The sequence below is a fragment of the Burkholderia sp. HAN2018 genome (genome assembly GCF_024704855.1).
In the GTDB taxonomy this organism is placed as follows: domain Bacteria; phylum Pseudomonadota; class Gammaproteobacteria; order Burkholderiales; family Burkholderiaceae; genus Burkholderia; species Burkholderia cepacia.
In genome coordinates this window covers 16,487-41,523 of sequence record NZ_QOBB01000027.1, presented here as the reverse complement: position 1 = coordinate 41,523, position 25,037 = coordinate 16,487, and the positions used below count along the sequence as shown (strand labels likewise).

General features: G+C 63.4%; 23 protein-coding genes and 1 pseudogene. 16 read left to right on the top strand and 8 right to left on the bottom strand.

Annotated elements, in window-relative coordinates; translation table 11 throughout:
* Positions 1-48 precede the first annotated feature (48 nt).
* On the bottom strand, positions 49-1,449 hold the full coding sequence (locus DPV74_RS09350) for a site-specific integrase (protein ID WP_162631655.1): 1,401 nt from the start codon (positions 1,447-1,449) through the stop codon (positions 49-51).
* Positions 1,450-1,797: 348 nt separating this feature from the next.
* On the opposite strand from DPV74_RS09350, the gene DPV74_RS09345 reads away from it, so the two are divergent.
* The 6 genes from DPV74_RS09345 to DPV74_RS09320 all read left to right on the top strand — a co-directional run bounded on the left by DPV74_RS09345 (position 1,798) and on the right by DPV74_RS09320 (position 6,348).
* Complete coding sequence (locus tag DPV74_RS09345; protein ID WP_162922999.1) at positions 1,798-1,962, top strand: hypothetical protein; 165 nt, start codon at positions 1,798-1,800, stop codon at positions 1,960-1,962.
* Between the two features lie 170 nt (positions 1,963-2,132).
* A complete protein-coding gene (locus tag DPV74_RS09340; RefSeq protein WP_155639102.1) occupies positions 2,133-2,369 on the top strand; it encodes a hypothetical protein in 237 nt (78 codons plus the stop codon).
* Positions 2,370-2,561: 192 nt separating this feature from the next.
* Entirely contained in the window at positions 2,562-3,605 is a 1,044-nt protein-coding gene (locus DPV74_RS09335) for a hypothetical protein (protein WP_162922998.1), read from the top strand.
* 18 nt (positions 3,606-3,623) lie between these two features.
* Positions 3,624-3,908, top strand: a complete 285-nt coding sequence (locus DPV74_RS09330; protein WP_081066340.1) for a PAAR domain-containing protein — start codon at positions 3,624-3,626, stop codon at positions 3,906-3,908.
* Between the two features lie 416 nt (positions 3,909-4,324).
* Positions 4,325-5,533, top strand: coding sequence for an outer membrane protein assembly factor BamC (bamC, locus tag DPV74_RS09325; RefSeq protein ID WP_059700059.1), 1,209 nt, complete (start codon positions 4,325-4,327; stop codon positions 5,531-5,533).
* Between the two features lie 524 nt (positions 5,534-6,057).
* The gene (locus tag DPV74_RS09320) at positions 6,058-6,348 is read left to right on the top strand and encodes a putative quinol monooxygenase (RefSeq protein ID WP_027787696.1); all 291 of its coding nucleotides are present in this window, start codon (positions 6,058-6,060) and stop codon (positions 6,346-6,348) included.
* A 40-nt stretch (positions 6,349-6,388) separates the two neighbouring features.
* Here DPV74_RS09320 and DPV74_RS09315 read toward each other — a convergent pair whose 3' ends face one another.
* The 3 genes from DPV74_RS09315 to DPV74_RS09305 form a co-directional block, all read right to left on the bottom strand.
* On the bottom strand, positions 6,389-6,646 hold the full coding sequence (locus tag DPV74_RS09315; RefSeq protein WP_021162409.1) for a hypothetical protein: 258 nt from the start codon (positions 6,644-6,646) through the stop codon (positions 6,389-6,391).
* A 135-nt stretch (positions 6,647-6,781) separates the two neighbouring features.
* Entirely contained in the window at positions 6,782-7,060 is a 279-nt protein-coding gene (locus DPV74_RS09310) for a hypothetical protein (RefSeq protein WP_011351789.1), read from the bottom strand.
* Between the two features lie 224 nt (positions 7,061-7,284).
* Positions 7,285-8,001, bottom strand: a complete 717-nt coding sequence (locus DPV74_RS09305; protein WP_119337049.1) for a YdcF family protein — start codon at positions 7,999-8,001, stop codon at positions 7,285-7,287.
* 157 nt (positions 8,002-8,158) lie between these two features.
* Between DPV74_RS09305 and DPV74_RS09300 the strand changes: the two genes are divergently transcribed.
* On the top strand, positions 8,159-8,476 hold the full coding sequence (locus tag DPV74_RS09300) for a hypothetical protein (protein WP_011351791.1): 318 nt from the start codon (positions 8,159-8,161) through the stop codon (positions 8,474-8,476).
* Between the two features lie 193 nt (positions 8,477-8,669).
* Here DPV74_RS09300 and DPV74_RS09295 read toward each other — a convergent pair whose 3' ends face one another.
* On the bottom strand, positions 8,670-8,921 hold the full coding sequence (locus tag DPV74_RS09295) for a hypothetical protein (RefSeq protein ID WP_027787693.1): 252 nt from the start codon (positions 8,919-8,921) through the stop codon (positions 8,670-8,672).
* A gap of 197 nt (positions 8,922-9,118) precedes the next feature.
* Positions 9,119-9,514 (bottom strand): annotated as a pseudogene (locus DPV74_RS09290) (transposase); the annotation flags it as partial.
* Between the two features lie 430 nt (positions 9,515-9,944).
* Here DPV74_RS09290 and DPV74_RS09285 point away from each other — a divergent pair.
* From DPV74_RS09285 to truB, 9 genes are all read left to right on the top strand, one after another.
* Positions 9,945-10,847, top strand: coding sequence for a LysR family transcriptional regulator (locus DPV74_RS09285; protein WP_119337048.1), 903 nt, complete (start codon positions 9,945-9,947; stop codon positions 10,845-10,847).
* Between the two features lie 74 nt (positions 10,848-10,921).
* Positions 10,922-12,124 carry a pyridoxal phosphate-dependent aminotransferase gene (locus tag DPV74_RS09280; RefSeq protein WP_119337047.1) on the top strand — a complete coding sequence of 401 codons (1,203 nt, stop codon included), beginning with the start codon at positions 10,922-10,924 and terminating at the stop codon, positions 12,122-12,124.
* A gap of 272 nt (positions 12,125-12,396) precedes the next feature.
* Positions 12,397-13,428 (top strand): SMC-Scp complex subunit ScpB, encoded by a 1,032-nt coding sequence (scpB, locus tag DPV74_RS09275; protein WP_060196552.1) that lies wholly within the window; start codon positions 12,397-12,399, stop codon positions 13,426-13,428.
* 60 nt (positions 13,429-13,488) lie between these two features.
* On the top strand, positions 13,489-15,267 hold the full coding sequence (gene rluB, locus DPV74_RS09270) for a 23S rRNA pseudouridine(2605) synthase RluB (RefSeq protein WP_119337046.1): 1,779 nt from the start codon (positions 13,489-13,491) through the stop codon (positions 15,265-15,267).
* 459 nt (positions 15,268-15,726) lie between these two features.
* Positions 15,727-16,185, top strand: a complete 459-nt coding sequence (gene rimP, locus DPV74_RS09265) for a ribosome maturation factor RimP (protein WP_014897219.1) — start codon at positions 15,727-15,729, stop codon at positions 16,183-16,185.
* Complete coding sequence (gene nusA, locus DPV74_RS09260; protein WP_006476166.1) at positions 16,185-17,660, top strand: transcription termination factor NusA; 1,476 nt, start codon at positions 16,185-16,187, stop codon at positions 17,658-17,660. Before rimP ends, nusA begins: the two co-directional genes overlap by 1 nt.
* A gap of 91 nt (positions 17,661-17,751) precedes the next feature.
* Positions 17,752-20,679, top strand: coding sequence for a translation initiation factor IF-2 (gene infB, locus DPV74_RS09255; protein WP_027787688.1), 2,928 nt, complete (start codon positions 17,752-17,754; stop codon positions 20,677-20,679).
* Between the two features lie 114 nt (positions 20,680-20,793).
* On the top strand, positions 20,794-21,192 hold the full coding sequence (gene rbfA, locus DPV74_RS09250; protein ID WP_119337045.1) for a 30S ribosome-binding factor RbfA: 399 nt from the start codon (positions 20,794-20,796) through the stop codon (positions 21,190-21,192).
* Between the two features lie 13 nt (positions 21,193-21,205).
* Positions 21,206-22,138 carry a tRNA pseudouridine(55) synthase TruB gene (gene truB, locus DPV74_RS09245; RefSeq protein WP_059700075.1) on the top strand — a complete coding sequence of 311 codons (933 nt, stop codon included), beginning with the start codon at positions 21,206-21,208 and terminating at the stop codon, positions 22,136-22,138.
* A gap of 85 nt (positions 22,139-22,223) precedes the next feature.
* Here the strand turns inward: truB and DPV74_RS09240 are convergent, their stop codons facing one another.
* Both DPV74_RS09240 and DPV74_RS09235 read right to left on the bottom strand, forming a co-directional pair.
* Positions 22,224-23,783, bottom strand: a complete 1,560-nt coding sequence (locus DPV74_RS09240; RefSeq protein WP_021162400.1) for a DHA2 family efflux MFS transporter permease subunit — start codon at positions 23,781-23,783, stop codon at positions 22,224-22,226.
* Between the two features lie 28 nt (positions 23,784-23,811).
* The gene (locus DPV74_RS09235) at positions 23,812-25,026 is read right to left on the bottom strand and encodes an efflux RND transporter periplasmic adaptor subunit (protein WP_060205595.1); all 1,215 of its coding nucleotides are present in this window, start codon (positions 25,024-25,026) and stop codon (positions 23,812-23,814) included.
* Positions 25,027-25,037 lie beyond the last annotated feature (11 nt).

The window sequence follows — 25,037 nt, the reverse complement described above, 5'->3', positions numbered from 1 at the left end:
CCGAGGCTAGCCCAAATTTCCGTCCCAGTCTTAGCTGGAAAATCCCGACTACCCCCCCGGCTCCGATGTCGAGACGTCGATCGCGGCAGTCTGCATGGCGTGTTCCCTCATTTCCGTGCCCCCGTTATGCTCAATTCGCTCAGCAGATCGATCCAGAGCCGTCAGTTGTTCCAGTCGTGCCCCCAGCAGGTGCCATGCGGCGCGCTTCTCGACCGTATATGGATACCGCTGATAGATGCGTTTCATGCGGTTCTGCTCGCGGTGGTTCATACATTTGTCGATCACGGTGGGCAATACTCCCATCGACTGCATCAAGGTGGCGGCTGTTCGGCGTAGGTCGTGCGGAGTCCATTTCTCGTCGCCGAGAACGAGGGAGTTCGCTTTAGCGGTTCGGTTCGAATGTGCGCCACGCTTGTAGAAGACTAGCTGGCGGTCAGCTACTTGCTTGGTGATATTTTTAAGGTCAATGTGCGTTTCCGGTTTGTCCTTGTGCCGGCGGGCCGGTAGCAGCCATTCCTTACTGTTGGACAGTTGGAGGAGTGCGCTCATGTGCGTTGTGGCGTAGTCAGACAAAAATATAACGTGTGCATCCCCGTTCTTCGCGTTCTCAACCGGGACGCGCCAAGTCCGAAGTTCAAGGTTGATGTCGCGCTTGCGTGCCTTAATGATCTCGCCCACGCGTGCGTTGGTCGCCAAGATCAACATCAATACGTGCTTTGTCATCTCCGGCACGTTCGCGGACTCCAGTGCTTTCGGAAAGGCGCCGATCTCGTGATCGGAAAGGGTTCGTTCTCGTTCGGCGTCTGTCCCGCCGACATCCTTCTTTGAGACCATCATCAGAGGATTGGCGGAAACGTACTCCCGCGCCTGGCACCATTTGATGAATTGTTTGAGATCGGTGAGAGTCCGATTGGCGAGCCGGTTCGCGCCTCGCGCGACAATCGCGTCCAGTGACGACATGATGTCAGAGCGGCGGACGTCTTCCATCGCGATGTCGCCGATCAATGGAAGGACATCCTTTTTGAATGCTCGACGGACTTCTTGTCCGTTGTCTGCCCGCTTCCGCAGGGCGGAGTCGGCCCACTCGTTGAATCGCTGTTTGAACGTCCTACGCGCGAGCTTGTCCTCGAGGGTGCGGACTTCTGCGCTCACGTCGACTAGTCTTTTCAGCCTTTCGATGCGTCTCTGTTCCAGCGGATCTTCTCCGGAACTAATGCGTGCACGCGCACGGTCGCGGGCATCTCTGATCTGGCGCAGGCTCGCCTTCGGAAACGTACCGAGACGGATCTCGCGGACGCCGCCGCTCGCTCGATAGCGCAATGAAAATTGAACCGATATGCCCTTCACCCCGGCACGGACCACACCAAAAACACCGTGTCCATCGGACAGACGACGGCCATTGTCAGCCGGGATTAGCCCTTGCAATTCCTTCGTGGTGAGCGTGCTCATTGCAGCCTCCGGGGAAAATTGCCCCCACATTTGCCCCCACAGATCAGGAAGCTTGGGTCGTATTGTAATGGAATTGCCAGGGCAAGTTTTTGCATAAATATCCATTAAAATCAATGAATTATGGTGTTTCCGCGGACGCCAGGGGAACTCGACGGAAGCAACAAAAACGTGCATGGGGTGCAGGTGGTCGGAGGTTCAAATCCTCTCGCCCCGACCAGGAATCAAGGCCTGGAAGGCTTGTCAGTAAAGGGTTTCCTTATCTGGCGTAGCTTTCCAGGCCTTTCCTTTTTCCGGGTGTGTCAATTTGGTGTGTCGATCCCGCCGTGCAGCTATGCGGAGATGACTGACTTGGCAACGCTTCCCACTGGCGTCTATTTGCGCCCCGGCTCGTCCGTGTTCCACCTCCGGATCGGCGTGCCCAAAGACCTGCAACAACACGTCCGCAATCCCAAGACCGGTACGCCCAAGACCGACGCATTCCGGGGGAAGCCTCAGGACAAGCAATCGAGCTGAGGCGGCACGAGGGCGCACGAGATCATTGCGGATTGGCAGCGGCGGTTTGAGGCTCTCGGGGCCAAGAACAAGCCCGCCCCATTCGTGACGCTTAGCCGTCAGTTTGCCTCCGCCGTGCAGAACATTTGATGCGGCAGCAGTGGGGCGCAGAAGTCGTCCCGAAGTGTCCCGTGTATATCGAAGCCAGTGCCAACATGGACGATGCCGGCTTAGGCAAACCCATCGCCCCAGGCTCTCAAGGCCATGGCTACTTTCAATGGACGCCCCGGGTAGCCAGCGGATTCGATCTCGTGAAGCAGTGGGAAGAGGCAACAAATGAAAAGAAGAAGGCATCGCTTGCATTCAATCATCTTTGGATGATGGCTCAACATGAGCAGGGTGAGGTGCTGCAAGATTTTGATCTATAACGACAAGGCCTTTATTTGTCGCCTTCAGGTTCAACGTTTCTCTGGTGCGGATCACTGATCCCGATCGATGGTGGAACTACCCACTGCATCCGTTCAATGCCATGATTCCGCCATTGCAACTGAGCTTTGTCTCGAAGAACGAAACTTCTGATATGTGGTATCGATCGAATGCTCCAAAGGATCTTATTCTTGATGACTATCCTCAGCGGATGGCGTGGATTAAGAGGGCTGGAAAATTATTTCACTTTTAATGCAAAAAAGCGTGAATATATGCTTGGTGGGTTGAGGCGGATTGCTGCGATGGGGGTGATTAAGTCAATGTGGGTCACGGTAAAATCGAGTAAATTACTCTGGTCGTTTTTCGCGGCGATCGCTCTGTGCGCTGCGTTTCTCGCGTTACGGACCAAGCAATACGAGAGAAATGAGAAAATGTCGGCTCAAGTCGTAACGATAAAGTTCGGAGCCGAAGGTAAGTCAGATGCCGCGGCTCAGGGGTTTTCCTTGATGAATCATCCATCTGGTGTATATGCATATAAGACTCATTGGGATGATCCGCATAAGCTTGGGTTGGTGAAATACGTGCAAGGAAAATATTCTTTCGACCTAGGCAATGCCCTGATCGTGACAGGTCTAGGGGATAAGGATGGTACCGAGAGTGGGGTTGATAATTGGGATGTTAGTTTTAATCCATCTTCATCGCGAATAATCTCATATGAAGAGGCTCGAGATAAGATCGCTACCCTGCTTGGTAAATTGCGATCCGCGGGGTGGGTGCGATACATAGACACTTCAGATCCTCGTCTGATCGGAAAGGAGGCTATGTCTTACGCATTAACAAAGTCTGGTTCTCTTTACTCGATAGATTCAACCTATACGCCAAGCATTGAGGAATGGAAGGGTTTGGTGGCTGTTGAGCCGAGGTGGTGTTTTTATGCGGATGGTATATTTCTAACCTTGTCGGTGTCATATCAGTCATCCGGGGCTGATGGTATGGGGTATTATTTGTCTGATCTTCAGGTTAGTACCGCATCCGACAATTACAGCCCATATTTTTCAGACAGTATTGAACGCAGAAGGCACTGGGAAAAATATCTGTCCGATGAACTGAAGTCGGCGGTAGAAGAGCGATCGAAGCGCGAGGCTGAACTGAAGGCCCAGGGCTACACGATCGACACGACGTATCAGGCTCCGCCGTTCGAGGCTCCGGACTTCTCGGCTAAGGCTGCTGCTCATTGATCTGGGGGGGGGCAATCGATGCAACGAGCAAACTTGCACGGGCGGGCGCAAATTGTGGTTGGTGATGCGACGAGCCACGGCGGCAAAGTGATTTCGGGTAGTCCGTCTTCAACCTGGGGCACGGCGAAGGTTCCAATTGCCCGCAAGGGGGATCAAGTGACTTGCCCACTTTGTGCGCCGCGTCTGTTTGAAATTGCTGAAGGGATGGACGGGTGTCAGGATTTTGGGCAGCCGATGGCGCTGGAGGGTCATAAAACAACTTGCGGTGCGGTCCTGATCGCGCAGCCAGCGCCGAACGATTGACGGTCTTCAGTTTGGTTTGCACACGTAGTGGCCCTGTTTTTCTCGACATTGTTTGCGCTTGGGGACTCTTAGGGGGGGGCAGGAGCGGGACGCCGCGCCCTTGAGATGGCGAACACTCTGAAACGCGCAAGGTGGCCGTCACGGTTTTATGTGCTTGCTCGTGCCACACTGCCTCGAATTGTGTCAATCGGCACGGCGGTTTTGACCTACACGCTACCCCGGAAAGCCTTATTCCACCGTGGGCTCGAAGAGGTTCAAATCCTCTCGCCCCGACCAGACAAGAACCCGCGTCAGCTTGGGCTGACGCGGGTTTTTTCTTGCCGGTCGCTTTTTTGCACATCGCGGCGCGGCCCCGGTAAAATGCAAGGTTGATCCACGGAAAGCGCCGTGATTTAGCGGAAGAGGATTCCCCGAACATGACTGATCTTCGTCTTACCATGCGGTTCGCTGCAGTGCTCGCCACCGGCGCGCTCGTCGCCGGTTGCGGTACGTCGTCGCCCACGAAAGTGGACTACAAGAGCGATTCGAAATCGAAGGAAGCGTCGCTCGCAGTGCCGCCCAACATGCTCGACGAGACGGCCGATCAGCGTTCGCTGCCGCCCCAGGGCGGCGCGACTTCCCTGTCCGCGCTTCAGCAGGTCCAGCAGGCGGCGCCTGCGCTGGACACCGTTGCTCCGGCCGTGGCCGGCATGCATATCCAGCGCGACGGCACCGAGAGCTGGCTCGTGATCGACGGCAAGCAGCCGGCCGACGTCTGGACGCAGGTCCGCCGCTTCTGGCAGGAGCAGGGTTTCCTGCTCGTCGTCGACCAGCGCGACAAGGGCGTGATGGAAACCGACTGGAACGAAACCCATCCGCAGATCAACGACGGCCTGATCCGCAGCGTGATCTCGAAGGCGATGGGCAACTCGTACGTGACGGCCGAGCGCAACAAGTACCGTACGCGTCTCGATGCGGCGCCGAATGGCGGCACCTACGTGTTCATCAGCCAGAAGGGGATGCGCGAAGCGATCACGGGCGCGAACAACGATTCGAGCAAGTGGGAACCGAAGCCGAACGATCCGGCGCTCGAGACCGAATACCTGAAGCGGTTGATGGCCGTGCTCGCACAGAACGAGCAGCGCGCGAAGAACGGCGAGCCGCCGATCGCGAACATCAAGGACAACACGATCCCGAAGGACAAGAAGGCGGACACCGACGCGTCGTCGAAGGCGGCTGCCGCGATTGCCGCGCAAAACGTCTCCCGCACGTCGGCGCAAGGCAACGATGCGGCCGACGCGGCCGTGCCGTCGGAAGTCACGCTTGGCGAGCCGTACGACCGGTCGTGGTTGCACGTCGGTCTCGCGCTCGATCGTGCGAACTTCACGGTCGATGATCGCGATCGCACGAAGGGCCTGTATTTCGTGCGTTATGTCGATCCGAAGGATCTGACTTCGGCCGAGCAGGGCTTCTGGAGCCAGCTGTTCCACGGCAAGAAGGAAAAGCAGGCGAAGCAGTACCGTGTCAACGTGAAGGCGCTCACGGCCGACCAGACGCGCGTGGCGGTCGTTGACGATTCGGGTGCGATCGACACATCGTCGCCGGCTCGCCAGATCATGGGGTTGCTCGTGAATCAGCTCCGCTGATTTCCGCGGTTTCTCCGCACCGATGAAAAGCCCGCCACTTGGCGGGCTTTTTCATGGCCGCTCGCCGGCGCACACATGAGAGAGGTGTTCGGTCCCTTCTCGTGACGTTACGTAACATCCGCGCGTTACGGCGGCAGAACACATACCGTATTGTCGTCTGCAAAAATTTTGTCCTTATAAATCAACGAGGTGGTTCGCATGTGATGGCTGGCACGCAACCTGCTTTATATGTTGGAATCGTTGAAACAGGGAGGATGGCGTCAGATACCGGGGGTGCGCTGCGAGCGCCCGATCAACGGTATCGACGTCTTCGAATGCCGATGCGACAAGTGTCGGCGCAACTGATGATGATCCGCGCCAGCGTGCGGATCCCGATGGCCCCGTCGCCTATCCTCGTAGGGCGACGGTTTCGCCCGCGCTTCTCTGAAGCGCGGGCTATTTTTTTGGCCGTCGTGCGGGGCCGTGCCGGCGCAGCCGATACACGATTCGCGTATTCTCGGACTTTTCGAGATGAGGGGGAAGGAATGGCGGAAATTGCAGTCGTGGCGCTGATCGTGGCGAAACCGGGCGCCGAGGAGAAGTTGCGCGTCCAGCTCGAAGGGATCGTCGAGCCGACCCGCAACGAAGCAGGCGCGCTGCAGTACGACCTGCATCGGGATCTGAAGGAGCCCGCGCGGTTCGTATTCGTCGAGCGTTGGGAAAGCGAGGAGGCGCTTGCTGCCCATGCGCGTTCCGCGCACATTCTTGCTTATCGCGAAGCGGCCGCGGACTGGATCGAGCGTTCCGAAATCCGCGTGCTGTCGAAGCTCGTCTGAGCCGGGTGGGGCGACCGGACGTGTCCGGTCGCGGGGTGCGTCAGTGCGACGTGTTGGGGACGTCGAGGATCAGGATGATCGTCCAGTCGGCGTCGCCGTCGTGATGATACTGGCGCTCGGCGACGATGAACGGTTGCTGTTTGCCTTGCGGGCCGAGGAAGAGCACGTCGCCCTCCATCGGCAGGCACTCGATCGGCGGCAGCGCGAGGAATGCGTCGGCCGAGCCGCGGGGCATCAGTTGCTTGATCTGGCGAGTGGCGGCTTCGGTCCACTCGATGTCGAGTTGAATGTTGCTCATGCTGTCCTCCGCACCGGGGTGCGCACGGGTGGAAAAATTCGGTGCGCGACTTTAGCACAGCGCACGCGTGCCGCAATCAAAAAAGCCGAACCCGGTTGCCCGGATTCGGCTTTTTCTTGTGCGGTACCGCCGAACTTACTGGCTGGCAGCGTCTGCGGCCTTGGCAGCCTTCTTGCCGGCCTTCTTCGCGGCAGCCTTGTGGTGAGCAGCCTTCTTGCCGTGGTGATGCTCTTCCTGCATCGCCGGCTGTGCGGCTTCGGCCGCTTGCTGCTGCTGCAGCGCCTGTGCGCGCTGCTCGATCTCGGAGATCTTGGCCGGATCGGTAATCGTCTTGATTTCCGTGCTCTCTTGCGCATACGCTGCGCCAGTCAGCGCCGACATCGCTACCAGGATAGCCAGGGACGTCTTCTTCATTGCTTTACCTCCGCTAAGTGGTGATGAACCCGAGTGTTGCCGTTTTGTCTGGCGACTGCAATCGAGTGCGTGTCGAGTGTAACAAAAGTGACGGATCAATGTGCATCGGATCGTGGCGGGACGCAAGGCCCCGTTGAAGTCGCGCAACACTTCGCACACTTCGTCACGCGCCTGCCATCATCGCCGCCGCATTCATTCCCGCTCGGGTTTCCCGCAGCCGTCAGTCAGAACCACCCGAGCCATCGATAGACGTGGAACTGCGCGATGCCGACCAGTTCATGCAGCGCCTGTTCGGCGTTGGCCAGGTTGCGCCAGCGCGGCAGCCAGCCGGTTTGCGCGCGCCGGCGATTCGCATAAACGGCCTGCGGGTCGATCCCGAAGTGGCGGAAATCGAGCAATGCGCGGCGCATCTGATATGACGAAGTGACGAGAATGCGCGCGTCGTCATGCTGTGAGCGTAGTATAGGCGCAGTGAATTTCGCGTTTTCGTAGGTTGTGCGGCTATCTGGTTCCAGAACGAGGTCCGCGGGAGCAATGCCTTCCGCGACGAGCTGGCGTCCGTAGACGGCCGCTTCGGTTTCTCCGTGATGCTGCGGGTCGCCGCCCGACATCACCACGGTGCAGTGTGCGGCCTGCTGCCGGCACGCGTGGTAGAGCGCCGCGACCTTGTGGATGCGGGCGGCTCCGTCAGGAGGGGGCTGCAGCCCGGCGTCGGTGCGCCGTGTCCCGGCGCCGATGAGAATCAGTGTGATCCGCCCATGCATGTCCGGGTGCTCGACAGGTACGACTCCCGCCTCGGTCCACGCGATCAGCGGCGCGGTGAGCCAGCCTGTCGCGAGCAGCCAGAACAGCGCAGCGGCGGCCATCGAGATGATTTGCCGCCGCTTGCGGCAGAGCATGAAACAGATGAAGAGAAGTACAAATGAATCGAACAGAATCAATTTGATTGGGGTATGGTGTCTTTTTATGGACGGCTGACGATCCAGCCCTGACGCGACGCCGAACGTCGGCCTCCAGAATCGGTGGCGGTATCGGTGGGTGGAGACCCCGCCCGGCGCGCCGCTTCGCATTGTCGCTGCACTTTAAGAAAGAATCGAGATGGCCACGTATTCCAACGAAGCGGTGCTCGACGCATTGAGACGAGTGCAGTACCGCCAGGTACCGTGGGCGCGCCGCCCGGGCGTGTTCGAGTATCTCCGTTCGCTTGGGCTGATGGACACGGTCAGGCAGAAAACCGTTGCCCCCGCGCCGGGCTTTCACGCACCGGTCGACATTGCCGTGCTGACCGAAAGCGGCCGAGCCGAGTTCTCGCGCCTCGAGCGCGACGAGAAATTACTTTCCTGGACCGATCGCCGCATGGCCGACTACGCATTGAGCGAAGCGAGTGCCGTGGCGATTCTCGAAAGCCGCCTGTAGCGGCCGATCATTTCTCCAAACGCATCGCCGAGCGGCAGGTGATGCAAAAAAAAGCCCGTATCGCGAGGATACGGGCGTACCGGATACTTTTGCTGTTGCCACGCTGTGCTCATGGCAACGTTGTGACTCGCCGCATGCGGCGCAGTTCCCGGCAGCGGGCATTTTCTTTGGTGAAATCCTGAAATTGGCAGGACTACGGATGACGCGGTACGTCCGACGGCTGCGAGCCGATGCGCGCTCGCGCATTGCTGGCGATGTCGCCGCGCAGGTCGCCGCGCGGCACGGTCTGCCGGCCGGACGCGTTGGCGGAGGGTGGCTGGCGGAGCGTGTTCCGGTGATCCTGCTGGCGATGGGGCGGCTTCGCGCGATCGTCGGCGCGGGCTGGAGCGGACAACGCCAGGGAAATGACAATGCCGCATGCAACGAGCAGTGACATTGGTTTCATGGCGGGGCTCCCCTCAAGCCACGCGGCTTGTTGATATGTCGCTAAGGTAAGCGCGGGAGTGCAGGCTTGCTGTAAATATTGGTAAATAGATGTATCGCGCCACGACAACGGTAATCGACGGCACCGCAGGCGTCGCGAACAGATCGAGTTGCGGAAAGAAACCGGGCGGCCGAAGCCGCCCGATCGAGCATTCGTTACGCCATCTTGACGGGCGCGCGCCAGGATTCCGGATTGGTCCAGAAGGCGCCGCGCAGCCGGTCGCGGCTCGGCGGGGCGGGCGGCTTCGCAGCACTCGCGCCGATGCGCCCGCGCAGGGAGATCTGCCGGCCGCTCGTGCCGAGTCGCTTCACGATTTCGGCGAGCGTGCCGTCTGCCTGCCATTCGTCGAAGCGGCGGCGGCAAGTCGGCGGCGACGGATAGCGGCCTGGCAGCTTCGACCAGCCTTCGCCCGTCGACAGCACCCACAGCACGGCGTTCACCACCGAGCGGGCTTCCACGCGGGGGCGGCCGCGCCGCTCACTCCGTGCGGGTTCCGAGCAAAACAGACCTTCGACCAGCGCCCACTCGTTATCTCTCAAATCGTCGAACAGCATCATGTCCTCACCTCAGCGAAGCTAACTCCGGTGCGCTGCCCTGCGCCGCGCACTCTTCAAGCACTCGATCGTCGAGTGCCGGGTGGGGGCGTCCGGTTGGCCGGCAGCGGCGTTTCTGCTCTTCCGTCCGACGAAACCTGCGCCCTGTGCGCCAGGTGATGCACGAAGCGTGCCATGTCGGAGGTAATTCCCTCGAGAGCCGCTTGGCAGCGAGCTAACGGCTAAGTCAGCTAGGGGCGTATAAGACGCCAAAATAACCCGCCAGCAAATCGGGACAATCACCAATCTTGTGCAGTTCGCCCGCACCGCGTGCGTTCGCGTAGGTATTGCACCGCAGCGAAACATGGGGGCAAGCGCCTGATTCGTACATCGACGCCGGAATCGCGCATTAAAATCGCGCATCGATATCGACGATTGATGAGGTCAGGAAATGAACGTCACGCTGCGCCAGCTTCGCGTCTTCATCGAGGTAGCGCGGCTCAGTAGCTTCAGTCGCGCGGGCGACGAAATCGGGCTCACGCAGTCCGCGGTCAGCCGCTGCGTGCGCGAGCTCGAGGCCGAGCTCGGGTTGAAGCTGATCGACCGCACGACGCGCGACGTGCAGTTGACCGATGTCGGCGCGAACCTGATCGCGAGTGTGTCTCGCCTGCTCGACGATCTCGACGACACGCTGCGCGAGATTCGCGAAATCGGCGAGCAGCGCCGGGGTCGCGTGATCGTCGCGGCCAGCCCGACGATCGCATGCCGGCTGATGCCGCGCGTGGTTGCGTCGTGCGAGCGCCAGTTCCCGTTCGTGACGCTGGGCTTGCGCGACGACGTGCAGAGCGATGTGTTGCGCAAGGTGAAGTCGAGCGAGGTCGATTTCGGCGTCGTGATCGGGCCGCTCACGGTTGGCGATCTCGTCTGCGAACCGCTGATGACCGATTCGTTCTGCCTTGTCGCGCGCGCCGACCATCCGCTCGCGGCGCGCGCCGAGGTGCCCTGGACGGCGCTGGACGGCGAGCGCCTCGTGCTCCTCGATCATGCGTCGGGAAGCCGGCCGCTGATCGATGCCGCGCTGGCCGCCCATCGTGTCAACGCGACGGTCATGCAGGAGCTCGGGCATTCGGCGACCGTGTTCGGCCTCGTCGAGGCCGGCGTCGGTGTGAGTGTGCAGCCGTGGCTGTCGCTGCCGCTGCCGGCCGGCTCGACGCTCGTTGCGCGGCCGCTCACGCCGCGCACCGAACGCACGGTCGAGCTGGTGCGCCGCCGCGACAGGTCGTTGTCGCCTGCCGCTCAGGCGATCTGGGAGCTTGTGCAGCAGATGCCGGCGAGGGCGGAGGACCTCGACTGACGCGTGCCGACGTGCGTCGATCCGGCTTGGGGCCGGTACACTACGCGGATCGTGTTCCTCGATGGTGGTGCTCGATGGCGCATTCTGCAGGTTCTCTTTCGGTGTCTGGCGCGCTGGCGGCGCGCGATGTGGTGCACGTGCTGCGTCCGTCGCTGATCCGGGAAGTGGCAAACGCCGGCTTCGGCGTGCCGGACATGCTGCCGTTCTGGTTCGGCGAATCCGATCGCGTGACGCCGGACTTCATCCGCGACGCCGCGGCGGCGGCGCTGCGCGACGGCGAAACCTTCTACACGCACAACCTCGGTACCGCGCCGTTGCGCGACGCGATCGCGGCCTACGTCAGCGCCCGTCACGGTGCGACCGCGGCCGACACCGTGGCCGTGACGAGTTCGGGCGTGAGTGCGCTGATGCTGGCCGCGCAGCTGCTGGTCGGTCCGGGCGAGCGCGTCGTCGCGGTCACGCCACTGTGGCCGAATCTCGTCGAGATTCCGAAGATTCTTGGGGCGCGGGTCGAATGCGTACCGCTCGGCTATGGCGAGGCAGGCTGGCAGCTCGAGATCGGGCGGCTGCTTGCGGCGCTGACACCCGATACGCGGATGCTGCTGATCAACTCGCCGAACAATCCGACCGGCTGGACGATGTCGCGTGACGACCAGCGGGCCGTGCTCGCCCATTGCCGCCGCCACGGCATCTGGCTGGTTGCCGACGAGGTGTACGAGCGGCTCGCGTTCGGCGCGGACGGCGCGCCGTCGTTCCTCGACATCGCGTCGCGCGAAGAGCGGGTCGTTGTCGTGAATTCGTTTTCGAAAGCGTGGGCGATGACGGGCTGGCGCCTGGGATGGCTCATCGCGCCGGCAGCGGTGATGGGCGACCTGTCGAAGCTCGTCGAATACAACACGTCGTGCGCGCCGGGTTTCGTGCAGGCCGCGGGTGAGGTCGCACTGCGCGATGGCGAGCTGTTCGTGCGGTCGTTCGTCGCGGCGCTGCGTGACGCGCGCGATCACCTGGTTGCCGCGCTGCGCACGCTGCCGGGCGTCGAGGTGCCGCCGCCACCGGGCGCGATGTACTTGTTCCTGCGCCTGCCGGGCGCGGCCGACAGTCTGGCGTTCTGCAAGACGCTGGTGCGTGAAGCAGGGCTCGGCCTTGCGCCCGGGCGTGCATTCGGCCCGGAAGGCGAAGGGTTCGTGCGCTGGTGCTACGCATGCGATCCGGCACGACTCGACGCGGGCGTCGAGCGGTTGCGCAGCTTCCTCGCGCGCGGAGCGGCCACCCGCTGAAGCGGGGCCGGAGCGGATTCGGCGCGTTGGCGGCAGCCGGTTCGGCTCATCTTTACGCACCGGGCAATTTTGCGTAATATGGCGCTCAGTCACGCGGTTCCGTCGTTGAGCCGTGCTGTTCCGTCCGGTTTGGGCCTGGCCTGAAGTTGGTTCGCCGCCCCCGGTTCGTGCTCCCATCAATATGACCGATCAGAATCGGGCGAGCGCGTCTTCCGTTCCTTTCGTCTGTTTGTTGATCCGGTTCGTTTGACCACAGGGTCTGGCCTAGCTGCATGAATACCCAAGAGGCGAAGATCGTCCTCGAGACTGCTTTGATCTGCGCGCAGGAACCGCTGAAGCTCGGCGATTTGCGCAAGCTCTTTGCCGACGGCGTGTCGGCTGACACGGTCCGCACGTTGCTCGAAGATCTGAAACAGGATTGGTCCGGCCGCGGCGTCGAACTGGTGGCGCTGGCGACCGGATGGCGCTTCCAGAGCAAGCCGGCGATGCGTCACTATCTGGATCGCCTGCATCCCGAGAAGCCGCCGAAATATTCGCGCGCGGTGCTCGAGACGCTCGCGATCATCGCGTACCGGCAACCCGTCACGCGCGGCGACATCGAAGAGATTCGCGGTGTCACGGTCAATACGCAGGTGGTCAAGCAACTCGAGGATCGCGGCTGGATCGAAGTGATCGGTCATCGTGACGTGCCGGGGCGCCCGGCGCTGTATGCGACGACCAAGCAGTTTCTCGACGACCTCGGCCTGAAGGCGCTCGATGATCTGCCGGCGCTCGAAGAGCCGGCCGCGAACATCGAGGCTGCGCTGCTGGCGCAGCAGGCGATGGATTTCGACGGAGACGTGTCGATTGCCGACGACGCTGCGGGCGACGCCCCGCAGGCGGACGAGGCATCCGCCGGCCAGCCGGCGGGATTGCCGGGCGATTCCGCGGTGGACGTCGTGCCGACGCAGGAAATCGCGAGCCGCGATACGCTCGAAGCTGATCGCGGGCAAGCGGAACAACTGGAACAGGCTGGCGCCGAAGTAGTGCCGGCCGGTGTGCAGCCCGAGCCGCTGCGCGCGGATTGGAGCGAGGAAGATCGCAAGCCGGCCGCCGAAGCGGTTGCCGGAGACGGAACGGAAGCGGCCGGCGACATGCCCGGCGAGGCTGGTCAGGCCGACGCCTCCCGTTCCCGTCCCGCGGACGGCGAGATGCTGGACGACACGTCCGACAGTCTCGCCGATGCCGTACGAAGCGCCAGTGCACCCATCGGTGTCGACGCGCTGCCGGACGACGAAGCAGAACCCGAACAGCGTCGCGCCTGAACGCGGCCAACTTCTTGCCGCGCCCGCGCCGGGCGCGAGACCTGACATTTTGAGGTTGTTTTGACAGATATCCACGATATTGAATCGTCCGCGCCTGCCGTGCAGGCAGCGCGTGCCGACGATGCACCGGAGCAGGGCGCTCCGGCCGAGGGTGGCGACGAGCGTCCCCGCCGCGGTCTGCGGCGAGGCCCGCGCAGCCTGATCGCGCGACGTCGCGCGGCGGCCAAGTCGAAGGGCGCCGAAGGCGAGCCGCAGGGTGGCGAAGACGCTGACGCTCAGCCGGCCGAAGCCGCCGAAGCGCAGCAGCCGGCGCGTGCGCCGCGCAAGGAAGGCGCGGCCAAGGGCGGTCGCAAGCCGGCCGGCAAGCGCGAAAGCGCGGCCAAGGCCCAGGGCGGTCAGGGCCGTCGCGGCGGCGCATCGAAGGCTGAAGGTGGTGCGGCGAAGACGGAAGGCGATGCGTCCCAGGACGAACTGTTTGCCTACGTGACGTCGCCGGCATTCGACGCCGACAATTCCGCGGGCGGTAGCGGCGTGCGTGCGCCGATGCTGCGTCGTGGCCGCAACCAGCCGGCGAACAAGCGCGTGCTGTCGCCGGACGACGACGCGCCGAAGCTTCACAAGGTGCTGGCGGAAGCGGGCATGGGCTCGCGCCGTGAGATGGAAGAGCTGATCGTCGCCGGCCGCGTGTCGGTGAACGGCGAGCCTGCACACATCGGCCAGCGCATCATGCCGACCGACCAGGTGCGGATCAACGGCAAGCCGGTCAAGCGCAAGCTGCCGAACAAGCCGCCGCGGGTGCTGCTGTACCACAAGCCGACGGGCGAGATCGTCAGTCACGCGGATCCGGAGGGCCGTCCGTCGGTGTTCGACCGACTGCCGCCGATGAAGACGGCGAAGTGGCTCGCGGTCGGCCGCCTCGACTTCAATACCGAAGGTCTGCTGATGCTGACGACTTCGGGCGACCTCGCAAACCGCTTCATGCATCCGCGCTACAGCGTCGAGCGCGAATACGCGGTGCGCGTCGTCGGCGAACTGGCCGAAGGCATGCGTCAGAAGCTGCTGCATGGTGTCGAGCTCGATGACGGCCCGGCAAACTTCCTGCGCATCCGCGACGGCGGCGGCGAGGGTACGAACCACTGGTATCACGTCGCGCTGGCCGAAGGCCGCAACCGCGAAGTGCGCCGGATGTTCGAGGCGGTCGGCCTGATGGTGAGCCGCCTGATCCGTACGCGTCACGGTCCGATTCCGCTGCCGCGCGGTCTGAAGCGCGGCCGCTGGGAGGAGCTCGACGACACGCAGGTGCGCAAGCTGATGGCGACCGTCGGCCTGAAGGCGCCGTCCGAGGAGAAGGGCAAGCGCGGCGGTGCCGGCCAGGCCGAGCGTCGCCAGCCCGATCCGATGCAGACATCGATGGGCTTCATCAGCCGCGAGCCGGTGCTGACGGCTCACGGGCAGCTGGATCAGCCGCGTCGCGGCGGCGGTCGGCGCGGCGGGCCGGGTTTGCCGGGCCTGAGCGGCTACGGCAGCCTGCCGGTTGCGCCGTCGGGTTACGGCAATCGTGCCGGCGGCGGCCGCGATGGCAACCGCGCGGGCGGTGGTCGCGACGGCAATCGAGCGGGTGGCGGCCGTGATGTCGACGGCAACCGTGCGTCGTACGGCGCGGGCCCCAAGCGCGAAGGCGCGGGCCCCAAGCGCGAAGGCGCGGGCGCCAAGCGCGGCGGCAGCAAGGGTGGCGGCAATCGCAATCCGAACGGCAACCGGGCTGACGGTGCCGGCAACGGCGGCGGTCCGCGCGGCGGCGGCCAGCGTCAGCAGCGCAGTCGTACGCGCAGCCGCTAAACACATGTTGGCGCACGGCGGCGCAAAGCCGCCGGCGTGCCGGCCCGATCGGCATCCCGCCGATTTTGCCGGCACGGCGTATTGCGCCGATCGCTTTCGACTGTATATATATTGCGTGCCGCTGCGTCGCAGCCGGCATGACCGATCTCCGGCCTGGCAGGATGGTGCTGGCTGATCGGATAACCCGATTTCGCATTTTTGGGTCGGTAAAGGCGGGCGACACGCTGCTTTTACCGGCTGGCTTGGCGTTTGCGCCAAAAATCGCTATAATCGCGGAGTCGCTGGGCGTACGGATTCAATGTGCGGCTCAGGTGCGACCACCAGTAAGAAGATGGGCGTTCCGCCCATTTTTTTTTGCTGAAACGGTTAGGCATCTCGGGTAGCGCTTCCTGCGCCGGCTAAGGCGCGCGCCCGCGGGTGAATTCGCGAGCGGCGGGCGCGAACACCTGAGAGGACACTGTGCAACTGACGGAACTGATAGAAACCACGGTCACCGGGCTCGGTTACGAGCTGGTGGATCTCGAGCGCACTGGGCGCGGCATGCTTTGCATCTATATCGATCAGCCTGCCGGCATCTCGCTCGAAGATTGCGAAAAGGTCACGCGTCAGCTCCAGCACGTCTTGACGGTCGAAAACATCGATTACGAACGGCTCGAAGTCTCGTCCCCGGGGCTCGACCGCCCGTTGAAGAAGCTGGCCGACTTCGAGCGCTTCGCCGGCAGCGAAGTTTCCGTGACCTTGAAAAAGCCGCTGGACGGGCGCAAGACGTACCGGGGCATTCTGCACGCGCCGAATGGCGAAACGATCGGTTTGGAATTTGAGAGGAAGAAGGGCGAGGCGGCCATGCTGGATTTCACGCTGGCCGATATCGACAAAGCCCGCCTGATTCCGCAAGTTGACTTTAGGAGCCGCAAATAATGAGTCGCGAAGTGTTGATGCTGGTGGATGCGCTGGCGCGCGAGAAAAACGTCGACAAGGATGTGGTGCTGGGCGCCCTCGAGGCCGCGCTCGCATCTGCTTCCAAGAAGCTGTTCGACGAAGGCGCCGAAATCCGCGTCCATATCGATCGCGAAAGCGGCGAGCACGAAACCTTCCGTCGCTGGCTCGTCGTGCCCGACGAGGCAGGCTTGCAGGAGCCGGATCGCGAGATCCTGCTGTTCGAAGCGCGTGAGCAGAAGCCCGACGTCGAAGTCGGCGAATATGTCGAGGAACCCGTTCCGTCGATCGAGTTCGGTCGCATCGGCGCGCAGGCCGCGAAGCAGGTGATCCTGCAGAAGGTGCGCGACGCCGAGCGCGAGCAGATCCTGAACGATTACCTCGAACGTGGCGAAAAGATCATGACGGGTACGGTGAAGCGCCTCGACAAGGGCAACTTCATCGTCGAATCGGGCCGTGTCGAGGCGCTGCTGCGCCGCGATCAGCTGATCCCGAAGGAAAACCTGCGCGTGGGCGACCGCGTGCGTGCGTACATCGCGAAGGTCGACCGCACCGCGCGCGGCCCGCAGATCGAACTGTCGCGTACGGCGCCCGAGTTCCTGATGAAGCTGTTCGAGATGGAAGTGCCGGAAATCGAGCAGGGCCTGCTCGAGATCAAGGCGGCTGCCCGCGACCCGGGCGTGCGCGCCAAGATCGGCGTCATCGCGTACGACAAGCGGATCGATCCGATCGGCACCTGCGTCGGTATCCGCGGTTCCCGAGTGCAGGCCGTGCGCAACGAGCTCGGTGGCGAAAACATCGACATCGTGCTATGGTCGGAGGATCCCGCCCAGTTCGTGATCGGCGCGCTCGCGCCGGCAGCTGTCCAGTCGATTGTCGTCGATGAAGAAAAGCACTCGATGGACGTCGTCGTCGACGAGAACGAGCTGGCTGTCGCGATCGGCCGCAGCGGTCAGAACGTTCGTCTTGCTGGCGAACTGACCGGCTGGCAGATCAACATCATGACGCCGGACGAATCCGCCCTGAAGCAGGGGGAAGAGCGCGACCGGCTGCGTGCGCTGTTCATGGCGCGTCTCGACGTCGACGAAGAAGTTGCCGACATCCTGATCGACGAAGGCTTCACGAGTCTGGAAGAGATCGCGTACGTGCCGCTCAACGAAATGCTCGAAATCGAGGCGTTCGACGAGGACACCGTGCACGAACTGCGCAACCGCGCACGCGACGCGCTGTTGACGATGGCGATCGCGAACGAAGAAAAGGTCGAGAACGCAGCGCTGGATCTCAAGAGCCTCGACGGCATTACGCCGGAGCTGCTCGCGAAGCTGGCCGAACACGGCGTGCAGACGCGCGACGATCTCGCCGAGCTGGCTGTGGATGAACTGGTCGACATGACCGGGATGGAAGAGGATGCCGCTAAGGCGTTGATCATGAAAGCACGTGAACACTGGTTCCAGTGAGAAATGACCATGGCGCACTGATTTGATGGCGGCCGTATGGCCTGACCCGATGCTAACCGCAAGGAATCGGTCCTTGCACTAAGAGGAATGAATGGCGAGTAACAACGTAGCCCAATTTGCCGCGGAACTGAAAATGCCTGCTGGTGTGCTGCTCGAACAGCTGCAGGCAGCGGGCGTCCAGAAAGCGAGTGAAGACGATGCGCTGTCCGAAACGGACAAGGCGCGTCTGCTCGATCATTTGCGCAAGTCGCACGGCGCAACCGACGGCGACAAGCGCAAGATCACGCTGACCCGCAAGCATACGTCGGAGATCAAGCAATCTGACGCGACGGGCAAGGCTCGCACCATTCAGGTCGAGGTCCGCAAGAAGCGTACGTTCGTCAAGCGCGACGACGTGGCCGAAGGTGCGGAACAGGGTCAGGCGCAGGTCGCCGAAGCGGACGACGATGCAGAACTGAAGCGTCGCGAGGAAGAAGCGCGCCGCGAGGCCGAGCTGCTCGAGAAGCAGGCGCAGGAACTGCGCGAGCGTCAGGAGCGCCTCGAGCGCGAGGAAGCGGAACGTCGTGCCCGCGAGGAAGCGGCCGAAGCCGAGCGTCGTCGCGCCGAGGAAGAAGCGGCGGCGAAGCGTGCCGCGGCCGAAGCTGCGGCGGCACAGCAGCAGGCAGCCGCACAGCAGGCTGCTGCAGCCGAACAGGAAGCGGAGACTCCGCAATCGGCGCAGTCCGCGCAGGACGAGGCGCGCGCAGCCGCCGAACGTGCGGCGCAGCGCGAAGCGGCGAAGAAGGCTGAAGACGCTGCCCGCGAGGCAGCGGACAAGGCGCGCGCCGAGCAGGAAGAGATCAGCAAGCGCCGTGCGGCGGCAGAAGCCGAAGCACGTGCGATTCGCGAGATGATGAACACGCCGCGCAAGGCCGTCGTCAAGGCAGTCGAGCCGCCGAAGCCGGTCGAGCCGCCGAAGCCGGCCGAAGCGAAGGGCACGCTGCACAAGCCGGCAAAGCCGGAAGGTGCGCAGGCGCGTCCGGCCGTGAAGAAGCCGGCCGGTGCGGCACCGGCAACGACGCAGGCGCCGGCAGGCGCGGGCGACCGCAACAAGAAGCCGGGCGCAGGCAAGGGCGGCTGGCAGGACGACGCGTCGAAGCGTCGCGGCATCAAGACGCGCGGCGATTCGAGCGGCGGCGTCGACCGCGGCTGGCGCGGCGGCCCGAAGGGCCGTGGCCGTCACCAGGACAGTGCATCGTCCTTCCAGGCGCCGACCGAGCCGATCGTCCGTGAAGTGCACGTGCCGGAAACCGTGTCGGTTGCCGATCTCGCGCACAAGATGTCGATCAAGGCCTCCGAAGTCATCAAGGTGATGATGAAGATGGGCCAGATGGTCACGATCAACCAGGTGCTGGACCAGGAAACGGCGATGATCGTCGTCGAGGAACTGGGCCACCGCGCGGTTGCCGCGAAGCTGGACGATCCGGAAGCGCTGCTCGTCGAAGGCGAAACCGGTACCGACGCCGAGCAACTGCCGCGTCCGCCGGTCGTCACGGTGATGGGTCACGTCGACCACGGCAAGACCTCGCTGCTCGACCACATCCGCCGCGCGAAGGTTGCCGCAGGCGAAGCGGGCGGCATTACGCAGCACATCGGCGCGTATCACGTCGATACGCCGCGTGGCGTCATCACGTTCCTCGATACGCCGGGTCACGAAGCGTTCACGGCAATGCGTGCACGCGGCGCGAAGGCGACCGACATCGTGGTGCTGGTGGTGGCAGCCGACGACGGCGTGATGCCGCAGACGAAGGAAGCCATTGCCCACGCGAAGGCGGGTGGTGTGCCGATCGTCGTCGCGATCAACAAGATCGACAAACCGGAAGCGAACCCCGATCGCGTCAAGCAGGAACTGGTCGCGGAAGGCGTCGTGCCGGAAGAATACGGTGGCGATTCGCCGTTCGTGCCGGTGTCGGCAAAGACGGGCGCGGGCATCGACGATCTGCTCGAGAACGTGCTGCTGCAAGCGGAAGTGCTGGAGCTGAAGGCACCGGTCGAAGCGCCGGCCAAGGGTATCGTGATCGAAGCGAAGCTCGACAAGGGCAAGGGTCCGGTCGCGACGATCCTCGTGCAGTCCGGTACGCTGAACCGCGGCGACATCGTGCTGGCGGGTACGGCCTACGGCCGCGTGCGCGCGATGCTCGACGAAAACGGCAAGCCGACGAAGGAAGCCGGCCCGTCGATCCCGGTCGAAATCCAGGGTCTGTCGGAAGTGCCGGGCGCGGGCGAGGAAGTGATCGTGCTGCCGGACGAGCGCAAGGCGCGTGAAATCGCATTGTTCCGTCAGGGCAAGTTCCGCGACGTGAAGCTGGCGAAGCAGCAGGCCGCGAAGCTGGAAAGCATGCTCGAGCAGATGGGCGAAGGCGAAGTGCAGAACCTGCCGCTCATCATCAAGGCGGACGTGCAGGGCTCGCAGGAAGCGCTCGTGCAGTCGCTGCTCAAGCTGTCGACCGACGAAGTGCGCGTGCAGATCGTGCACAGCGCGGTGGGTGGCATCAGCGAAAACGACGTCAACCTCGCAACGGCATCGAAGGCTGTCATCATCGGCTTCAACACGCGTGCGGATGCACAGGCGCGCAAGCTGGCCGAAGCGAACGGCATCGACATCCGCTACTACAACATCATCTACGACGCAGTGGATGAGGTGAAGGCGGCAATGTCGGGCATGCTGGCGCCGGAGAAGCGCGAAGTCGTCACCGGCATGGTCGAGGTGCGCCAGGTGTTCAAGGTGCCGAAGGTCGGCACGGTCGCCGGCTGTATGGTCACGGACGGTATCGTCAAGCGCTCGTCGTCGGTTCGCGTGCTGCGCAACAACGTCGTGATCTTCACGGGCGAACTCGAATCGCTGAAGCGCTTCAAGGACGACGTGAAGGAAGTGAAGCAAGGCTTCGAGTGCGGTATGTCGGTGAAGAACTTCAACGACGTCATCGAAGGCGACCAGTTCGAAGTCTTCGAAGTGACCGAAGTCGCGCGTACGCTGTAATCCTCGCGCATCGGCTCATGGGCGGGGCAGGCTTGGGCCTGTCCCGCCCATTTTCATGGTGGCGCGCCAACACTGGCCGCCGCTTCATCCTGATAAACGGATCACGGATCGATCATGTCCAGGAAACGTACTTCCCCCAATCGCAACGTGCAGATCGCTGACCAGATTCAGCGCGATCTGTCCGAACTCATCATGCGCGAGGTCAAAGACCCGCGCATCGGCATCGTGACCATCCAGAGCGTCGAACTCACGCCGGATTATGCGCACGCGAAGGTCTACTTCACCGCGTTGATCGGCGATCCGGCCAAGACGCAGGAAGCGCTGAACCACGCGTCGGGTCACTTGCACAACCTGTTGTTCAAGCGCCTGCACATCCATACGGTGCCGACGCTGCATTTCCACTACGACCAGACGATCGAGAAGGCCGTGGAAATGTCGCGCCTGATCAAGGAAGCGAACTCGACGCGCGCGAAAGACGACGACGAGGCCGACACGGCTAACAAGGACGATTGAGCTCGACCGGCCTATGACGACTGCAGCATCCCAACGTCCGCGCGTGCCCCGGCGCGTGCTGGACGGCGTCCTCCTGCTCGACAAGCCGGTCGGCCTTTCGAGCAACGATGCACTGATTCGCGCGAAGCGGCTGCTGCTCGCGAAGAAAGCCGGTCACACCGGTACGCTCGATCCCCTGGCTTCGGGTTTGCTGCCGCTGTGTTTCGGCGAGGCGACGAAGTTCTCGCAGGATCTGCTCGAAGCGGACAAAACCTACGAAGCGACGATGCGTCTCGGCCAGCGTACGGCTACCGGCGACGCGGAAGGCGAGGTGATCGACACGCGCCCCGTCGAATGCGACCGTGCGGCGGTGGAAGCCGCGCTGGTGCGCTTCACCGGCGAGATCGTGCAAGTGCCGCCGATGTATTCGGCGCTCAAGCGCGATGGCAAACCGCTGTATGAATATGCGCGCGCGGGGCAAACCGTCGAGCGCGAGGGCCGCAACGTGACGATCCTCGCCCTCGACCTGCTCGCGTGCGACCTGCCTGACGTGACGTTTCGCGTGACCTGCAGCAAGGGCACTTATGTGCGCACGCTGGCAGAGGATATCGGCGAGGCGCTCGGTTGCGGTGCGCATCTGACGATGCTGCGGCGCACGGGCGTCGGCGCGCTGACGCTCGAGCATGCGGTAACGCTCGATGCGCTGTCCGATGCCGACGAAGCGGCACGTGATGCGTGGCTCCAGCCGGTCGATGCGTTGCTGTCGACGTTTCCGCTGGTTCGTCTCGATGAAACCAGCGCGAAGCGGTTCCTGCACGGGCAGCGTTTGCCGCTGTCGTCGCTCGACCCGATCGACGCGACCGAAGGCGGGCGTGTGCGCGTCTACGACGCGACCCGCCTGCTCGGCGTGGCCCGCAAGGCAAACGGCGTATTGGCGCCGGAGCGGCTCGTCGTCACGGCAGCCTGACGCAGCCGCGCGAACGCGCGCCCGTCGGAATGAAAAAGCCCCGCTTCACGAAGCGGGGCTTTTTGTTTGCGTCCAGGCAGCGTATTCAGTGTGCAGCCGATGCCGCGGCACCTGCATCGCCGCCGCCCGAGCGCTCGGGCTTCGTGATCCAGATCAGCCCGATCAGCAGCACGAAGATCGCCGCCGAGATGTAGAACAGGTCGTTCACGCCGAGCTGCGCGGCCTGCTGCGTGGCCAGATTGTTGATCAGCCCGTGTGCCTGGTCCCGCGTCAGCCCGAGGTTGCCCATCTGCGTGACGGCCTGGTTGAACGTCGGGTTGTAGACGTTCGCCTGCTCGACCAGTTGCGCGTGATGGAAGTTGTTGCGATGGTCCCAGGCCGTCTGGAAGATCGACGTGCCGATGCCGCCGCACATGATCCGCACGAAGTTGGACAGGCCCGATGCCGCGGGAATGCGGTGGCCGGGCAGGCCCGACAGCGTGATCGATACCAGCGGGATGAAGAAGCCGGCCATTGCGATGCCCTGTACGAGCGTCGGCAGCGTCAGCGACCATTCGTCGACCCCCGTCGTGTAGCGCGACCGCATCCAGAAGCACAGCGCAAACGTCAGGAACGACGCCGTCGAGATAAAGCGCGGATCGGTGCGCGGCAGGTACTTCCCGGTGAGTGGCGACAGCAGGATCGCGAACAGCCCGACCGGCGCCATCACGAGACCGGCGTCGGTCGCCGTGTAGCCGATCTGCGTCTGCAGCCACAGCGGCAACAGCACGAGGTTGCCGAAGTACAGGCCGTACCCGATCGACAGCGCGACGGTGCCGCCGGTGAAGTTCCGCATGCGGAACAGCGACAGGTCGACGACCGGGTGCTCGGCAGTCAGTTCCCAGATGACGAAGAACGCGAACGCGATGACGGCGGTCAGCGCGAGCACGATGATGGTCGTCGACGCGAACCAGTCGAGATCCTTGCCCTTGTCGAGCATGATCTGCAGCGAGCCGACCCAGACGACCAGCAGCGCGAGGCCCACGCCGTCGATCGGGGCGCGGCGCACGGCCGATTCCCGATTGCGGTAGATCGCCCACGTCGCGGCGGCGGCGGCGATGCCGACCGGGATGTTGACGTAGAAGATCCACGGCCACGAGTAGTTGTCCGAGATCCAGCCGCCGAGAATCGGGCCGGCAACGGGCGCGATCAGCGTCGTCATCGCCCATAGCGCGAGCGCCATCGGCGCCTTGGCGCGCGGATAACTCGACAGCAGGAGCGCTTGCGACAGCGGAATCATCGGGCCTGCCACCGCGCCTTGCAGCACGCGCGACGCAAGCAGGAACGGCAGGTTGGGCGAGAGCCCGCACATCCACGACGAAATCACGAACAGGATGATCGACGCGAGGAACAGGCGAACCTGCCCGAAGCGGTCGGTCAGCCAGCCGGTGAGCGGCACGGAGATCGCGTTCGCGACTGCGAACGACGTGATGACCCACGTGCCCTGGTCGGACGACACGCCGAGGTCGCCCGAGATGGTCGGGATCGCGACGTTCGCGATGGACGTGTCGAGCACGTTCATGAACACCGCGAGCGATACCGCGATCGTCCCGATCACGAGCTGCCCGCCCTGCAAGGGCGGGTGAGAGACAGGTGCCTGTGCCATGTCGGTTGTCTTTCCGGAGTCGGAGCAGTTACATCATCTTCGCGACGGCATTCGACTTCGCCGCAGCCGGCGCCGGTGCGTTGCCGCCGGCATTCTCGGCGATGATGCGGGCGATTTCGGCATCGGCTTCGTCGCCGTACTTCGCGAACACATTGGTCTCGTAGACGGTATTCGGTGCGTTTACGAGCTGGTCGCCGCGTTCGTCCTTGATGTCCACGTCGACCTGCATCGACAGGCCGATGCGCAGCGGGTGCTTGGCGAGATCCTTCGGATCGAGTTCGATCCGCACCGGCAGGCGCTGCACGACCTTGATCCAGTTACCCGTCGCGTTCTGCGCCGGCAGCAGCGAGAACGCCGAGCCCGTACCTGCCGAGAAGCCGACCACCTTGCCGTGGTAAACCGCCGACGAGCCGTAGATGTCGGCCGTCAGTTCGACCGGCTGGCCAATGCGCATGTGCTTGAGCTGGACTTCCTTGAAGTTCGCATCGACCCACACTGCGTTCAGCGGCACCACCGACATCAGCGGCGTGCCCGGCGACACGCGCTGGCCGACCTGCACCGAGCGCTTCGCGACATAGCCGGTGACCGGTGCGGGCAGCACGTTACGCGCGTTCGCCAGGTACGCGTCGCGAACCTTCGCGGCTGCGGCCATCACGTTCGGATGCGATGCGATCGTCGTGTTTGCGGTCAGCGCGCGGTTCGACGCGAGTTGTTGCTGCGAGGCGTCGAGCGATGCCTGGGCGGCGCGCACGGCGTCGCGTGCGTGCGAGATTTCTTCCTGCGACACGGCGCCCGTCTGCGCGACGGCCACGCGGCGACGGAGGTCGTCCTCGGCCTTCGACAGGTCGGACTGGCGCAGTGCGACTTGCGCGCGATACTGGTCGTCGTTGACGAACAGGCCGCGCACCTGGCGCACCGTCTGCGCGAGATTGGCTTCGGCCTGCTGCAGCGCGACCTGCGAGTCGGCCGGGTCGAGCACGACGAGCGGATCGCCGGCCTTCACCGTCTGCGTGTCGTCGGCCTTCACCGCGATCACGGTGCCGGTGACCTGCGGCGTGATCTGCACGACGTTGCCGTTCACGTACGCGTCGTCGGTCCCTTCATGGAAGCGGGCGACGAGGAAGTAGTACAGGCCATACGCGATGGCCGCGATCACGATGACCGCGACGAGCAGCGTCATCATCCGTTTGCGCTTGCCGTTGTTCTGCGGCTGCGCGCTGGCGGCGTTTTGTTGGTCGCTCATGGCGATTTTCT

What these genes read in the sequence shown, in the direction of transcription:
- DPV74_RS09335 (WP_162922998.1), top strand. Translation starts at nt 2,562, where the DNA reads ATGACTATCCTCAGCGGATGGCGTGGATTAAGAGGGCTGGAAAATTAT.
- nusA (WP_006476166.1), top strand. Translation starts at nt 16,185, where the DNA reads ATGAGTCGCGAAGTGTTGATGCTGGTGGATGCGCTGGCGCGCGAGAAA.
- DPV74_RS09315 (WP_021162409.1), bottom strand. Translation starts at nt 6,646, where the DNA reads ATGAGCAACATTCAACTCGACATCGAGTGGACCGAAGCCGCCACTCGC.
- truB (WP_059700075.1), top strand. Translation starts at nt 21,206, where the DNA reads ATGACGACTGCAGCATCCCAACGTCCGCGCGTGCCCCGGCGCGTGCTG.
- DPV74_RS09235 (WP_060205595.1), bottom strand. Translation starts at nt 25,026, where the DNA reads ATGAGCGACCAACAAAACGCCGCCAGCGCGCAGCCGCAGAACAACGGC.
- DPV74_RS09300 (WP_011351791.1), top strand. Translation starts at nt 8,159, where the DNA reads ATGGCCACGTATTCCAACGAAGCGGTGCTCGACGCATTGAGACGAGTG.
- DPV74_RS09310 (WP_011351789.1), bottom strand. Translation starts at nt 7,060, where the DNA reads ATGAAGAAGACGTCCCTGGCTATCCTGGTAGCGATGTCGGCGCTGACT.
- rbfA (WP_119337045.1), top strand. Translation starts at nt 20,794, where the DNA reads ATGTCCAGGAAACGTACTTCCCCCAATCGCAACGTGCAGATCGCTGAC.
- DPV74_RS09320 (WP_027787696.1), top strand. Translation starts at nt 6,058, where the DNA reads ATGGCGGAAATTGCAGTCGTGGCGCTGATCGTGGCGAAACCGGGCGCC.
- infB (WP_027787688.1), top strand. Translation starts at nt 17,752, where the DNA reads ATGGCGAGTAACAACGTAGCCCAATTTGCCGCGGAACTGAAAATGCCT.
- DPV74_RS09350 (WP_162631655.1), bottom strand. Translation starts at nt 1,449, where the DNA reads ATGAGCACGCTCACCACGAAGGAATTGCAAGGGCTAATCCCGGCTGAC.
- scpB (WP_060196552.1), top strand. Translation starts at nt 12,397, where the DNA reads ATGAATACCCAAGAGGCGAAGATCGTCCTCGAGACTGCTTTGATCTGC.
- DPV74_RS09285 (WP_119337048.1), top strand. Translation starts at nt 9,945, where the DNA reads ATGAACGTCACGCTGCGCCAGCTTCGCGTCTTCATCGAGGTAGCGCGG.
- bamC (WP_059700059.1), top strand. Translation starts at nt 4,325, where the DNA reads ATGACTGATCTTCGTCTTACCATGCGGTTCGCTGCAGTGCTCGCCACC.
- DPV74_RS09280 (WP_119337047.1), top strand. Translation starts at nt 10,922, where the DNA reads ATGGCGCATTCTGCAGGTTCTCTTTCGGTGTCTGGCGCGCTGGCGGCG.
- DPV74_RS09330 (WP_081066340.1), top strand. Translation starts at nt 3,624, where the DNA reads ATGCAACGAGCAAACTTGCACGGGCGGGCGCAAATTGTGGTTGGTGAT.
- DPV74_RS09240 (WP_021162400.1), bottom strand. Translation starts at nt 23,783, where the DNA reads ATGGCACAGGCACCTGTCTCTCACCCGCCCTTGCAGGGCGGGCAGCTC.
- DPV74_RS09295 (WP_027787693.1), bottom strand. Translation starts at nt 8,921, where the DNA reads ATGAAACCAATGTCACTGCTCGTTGCATGCGGCATTGTCATTTCCCTG.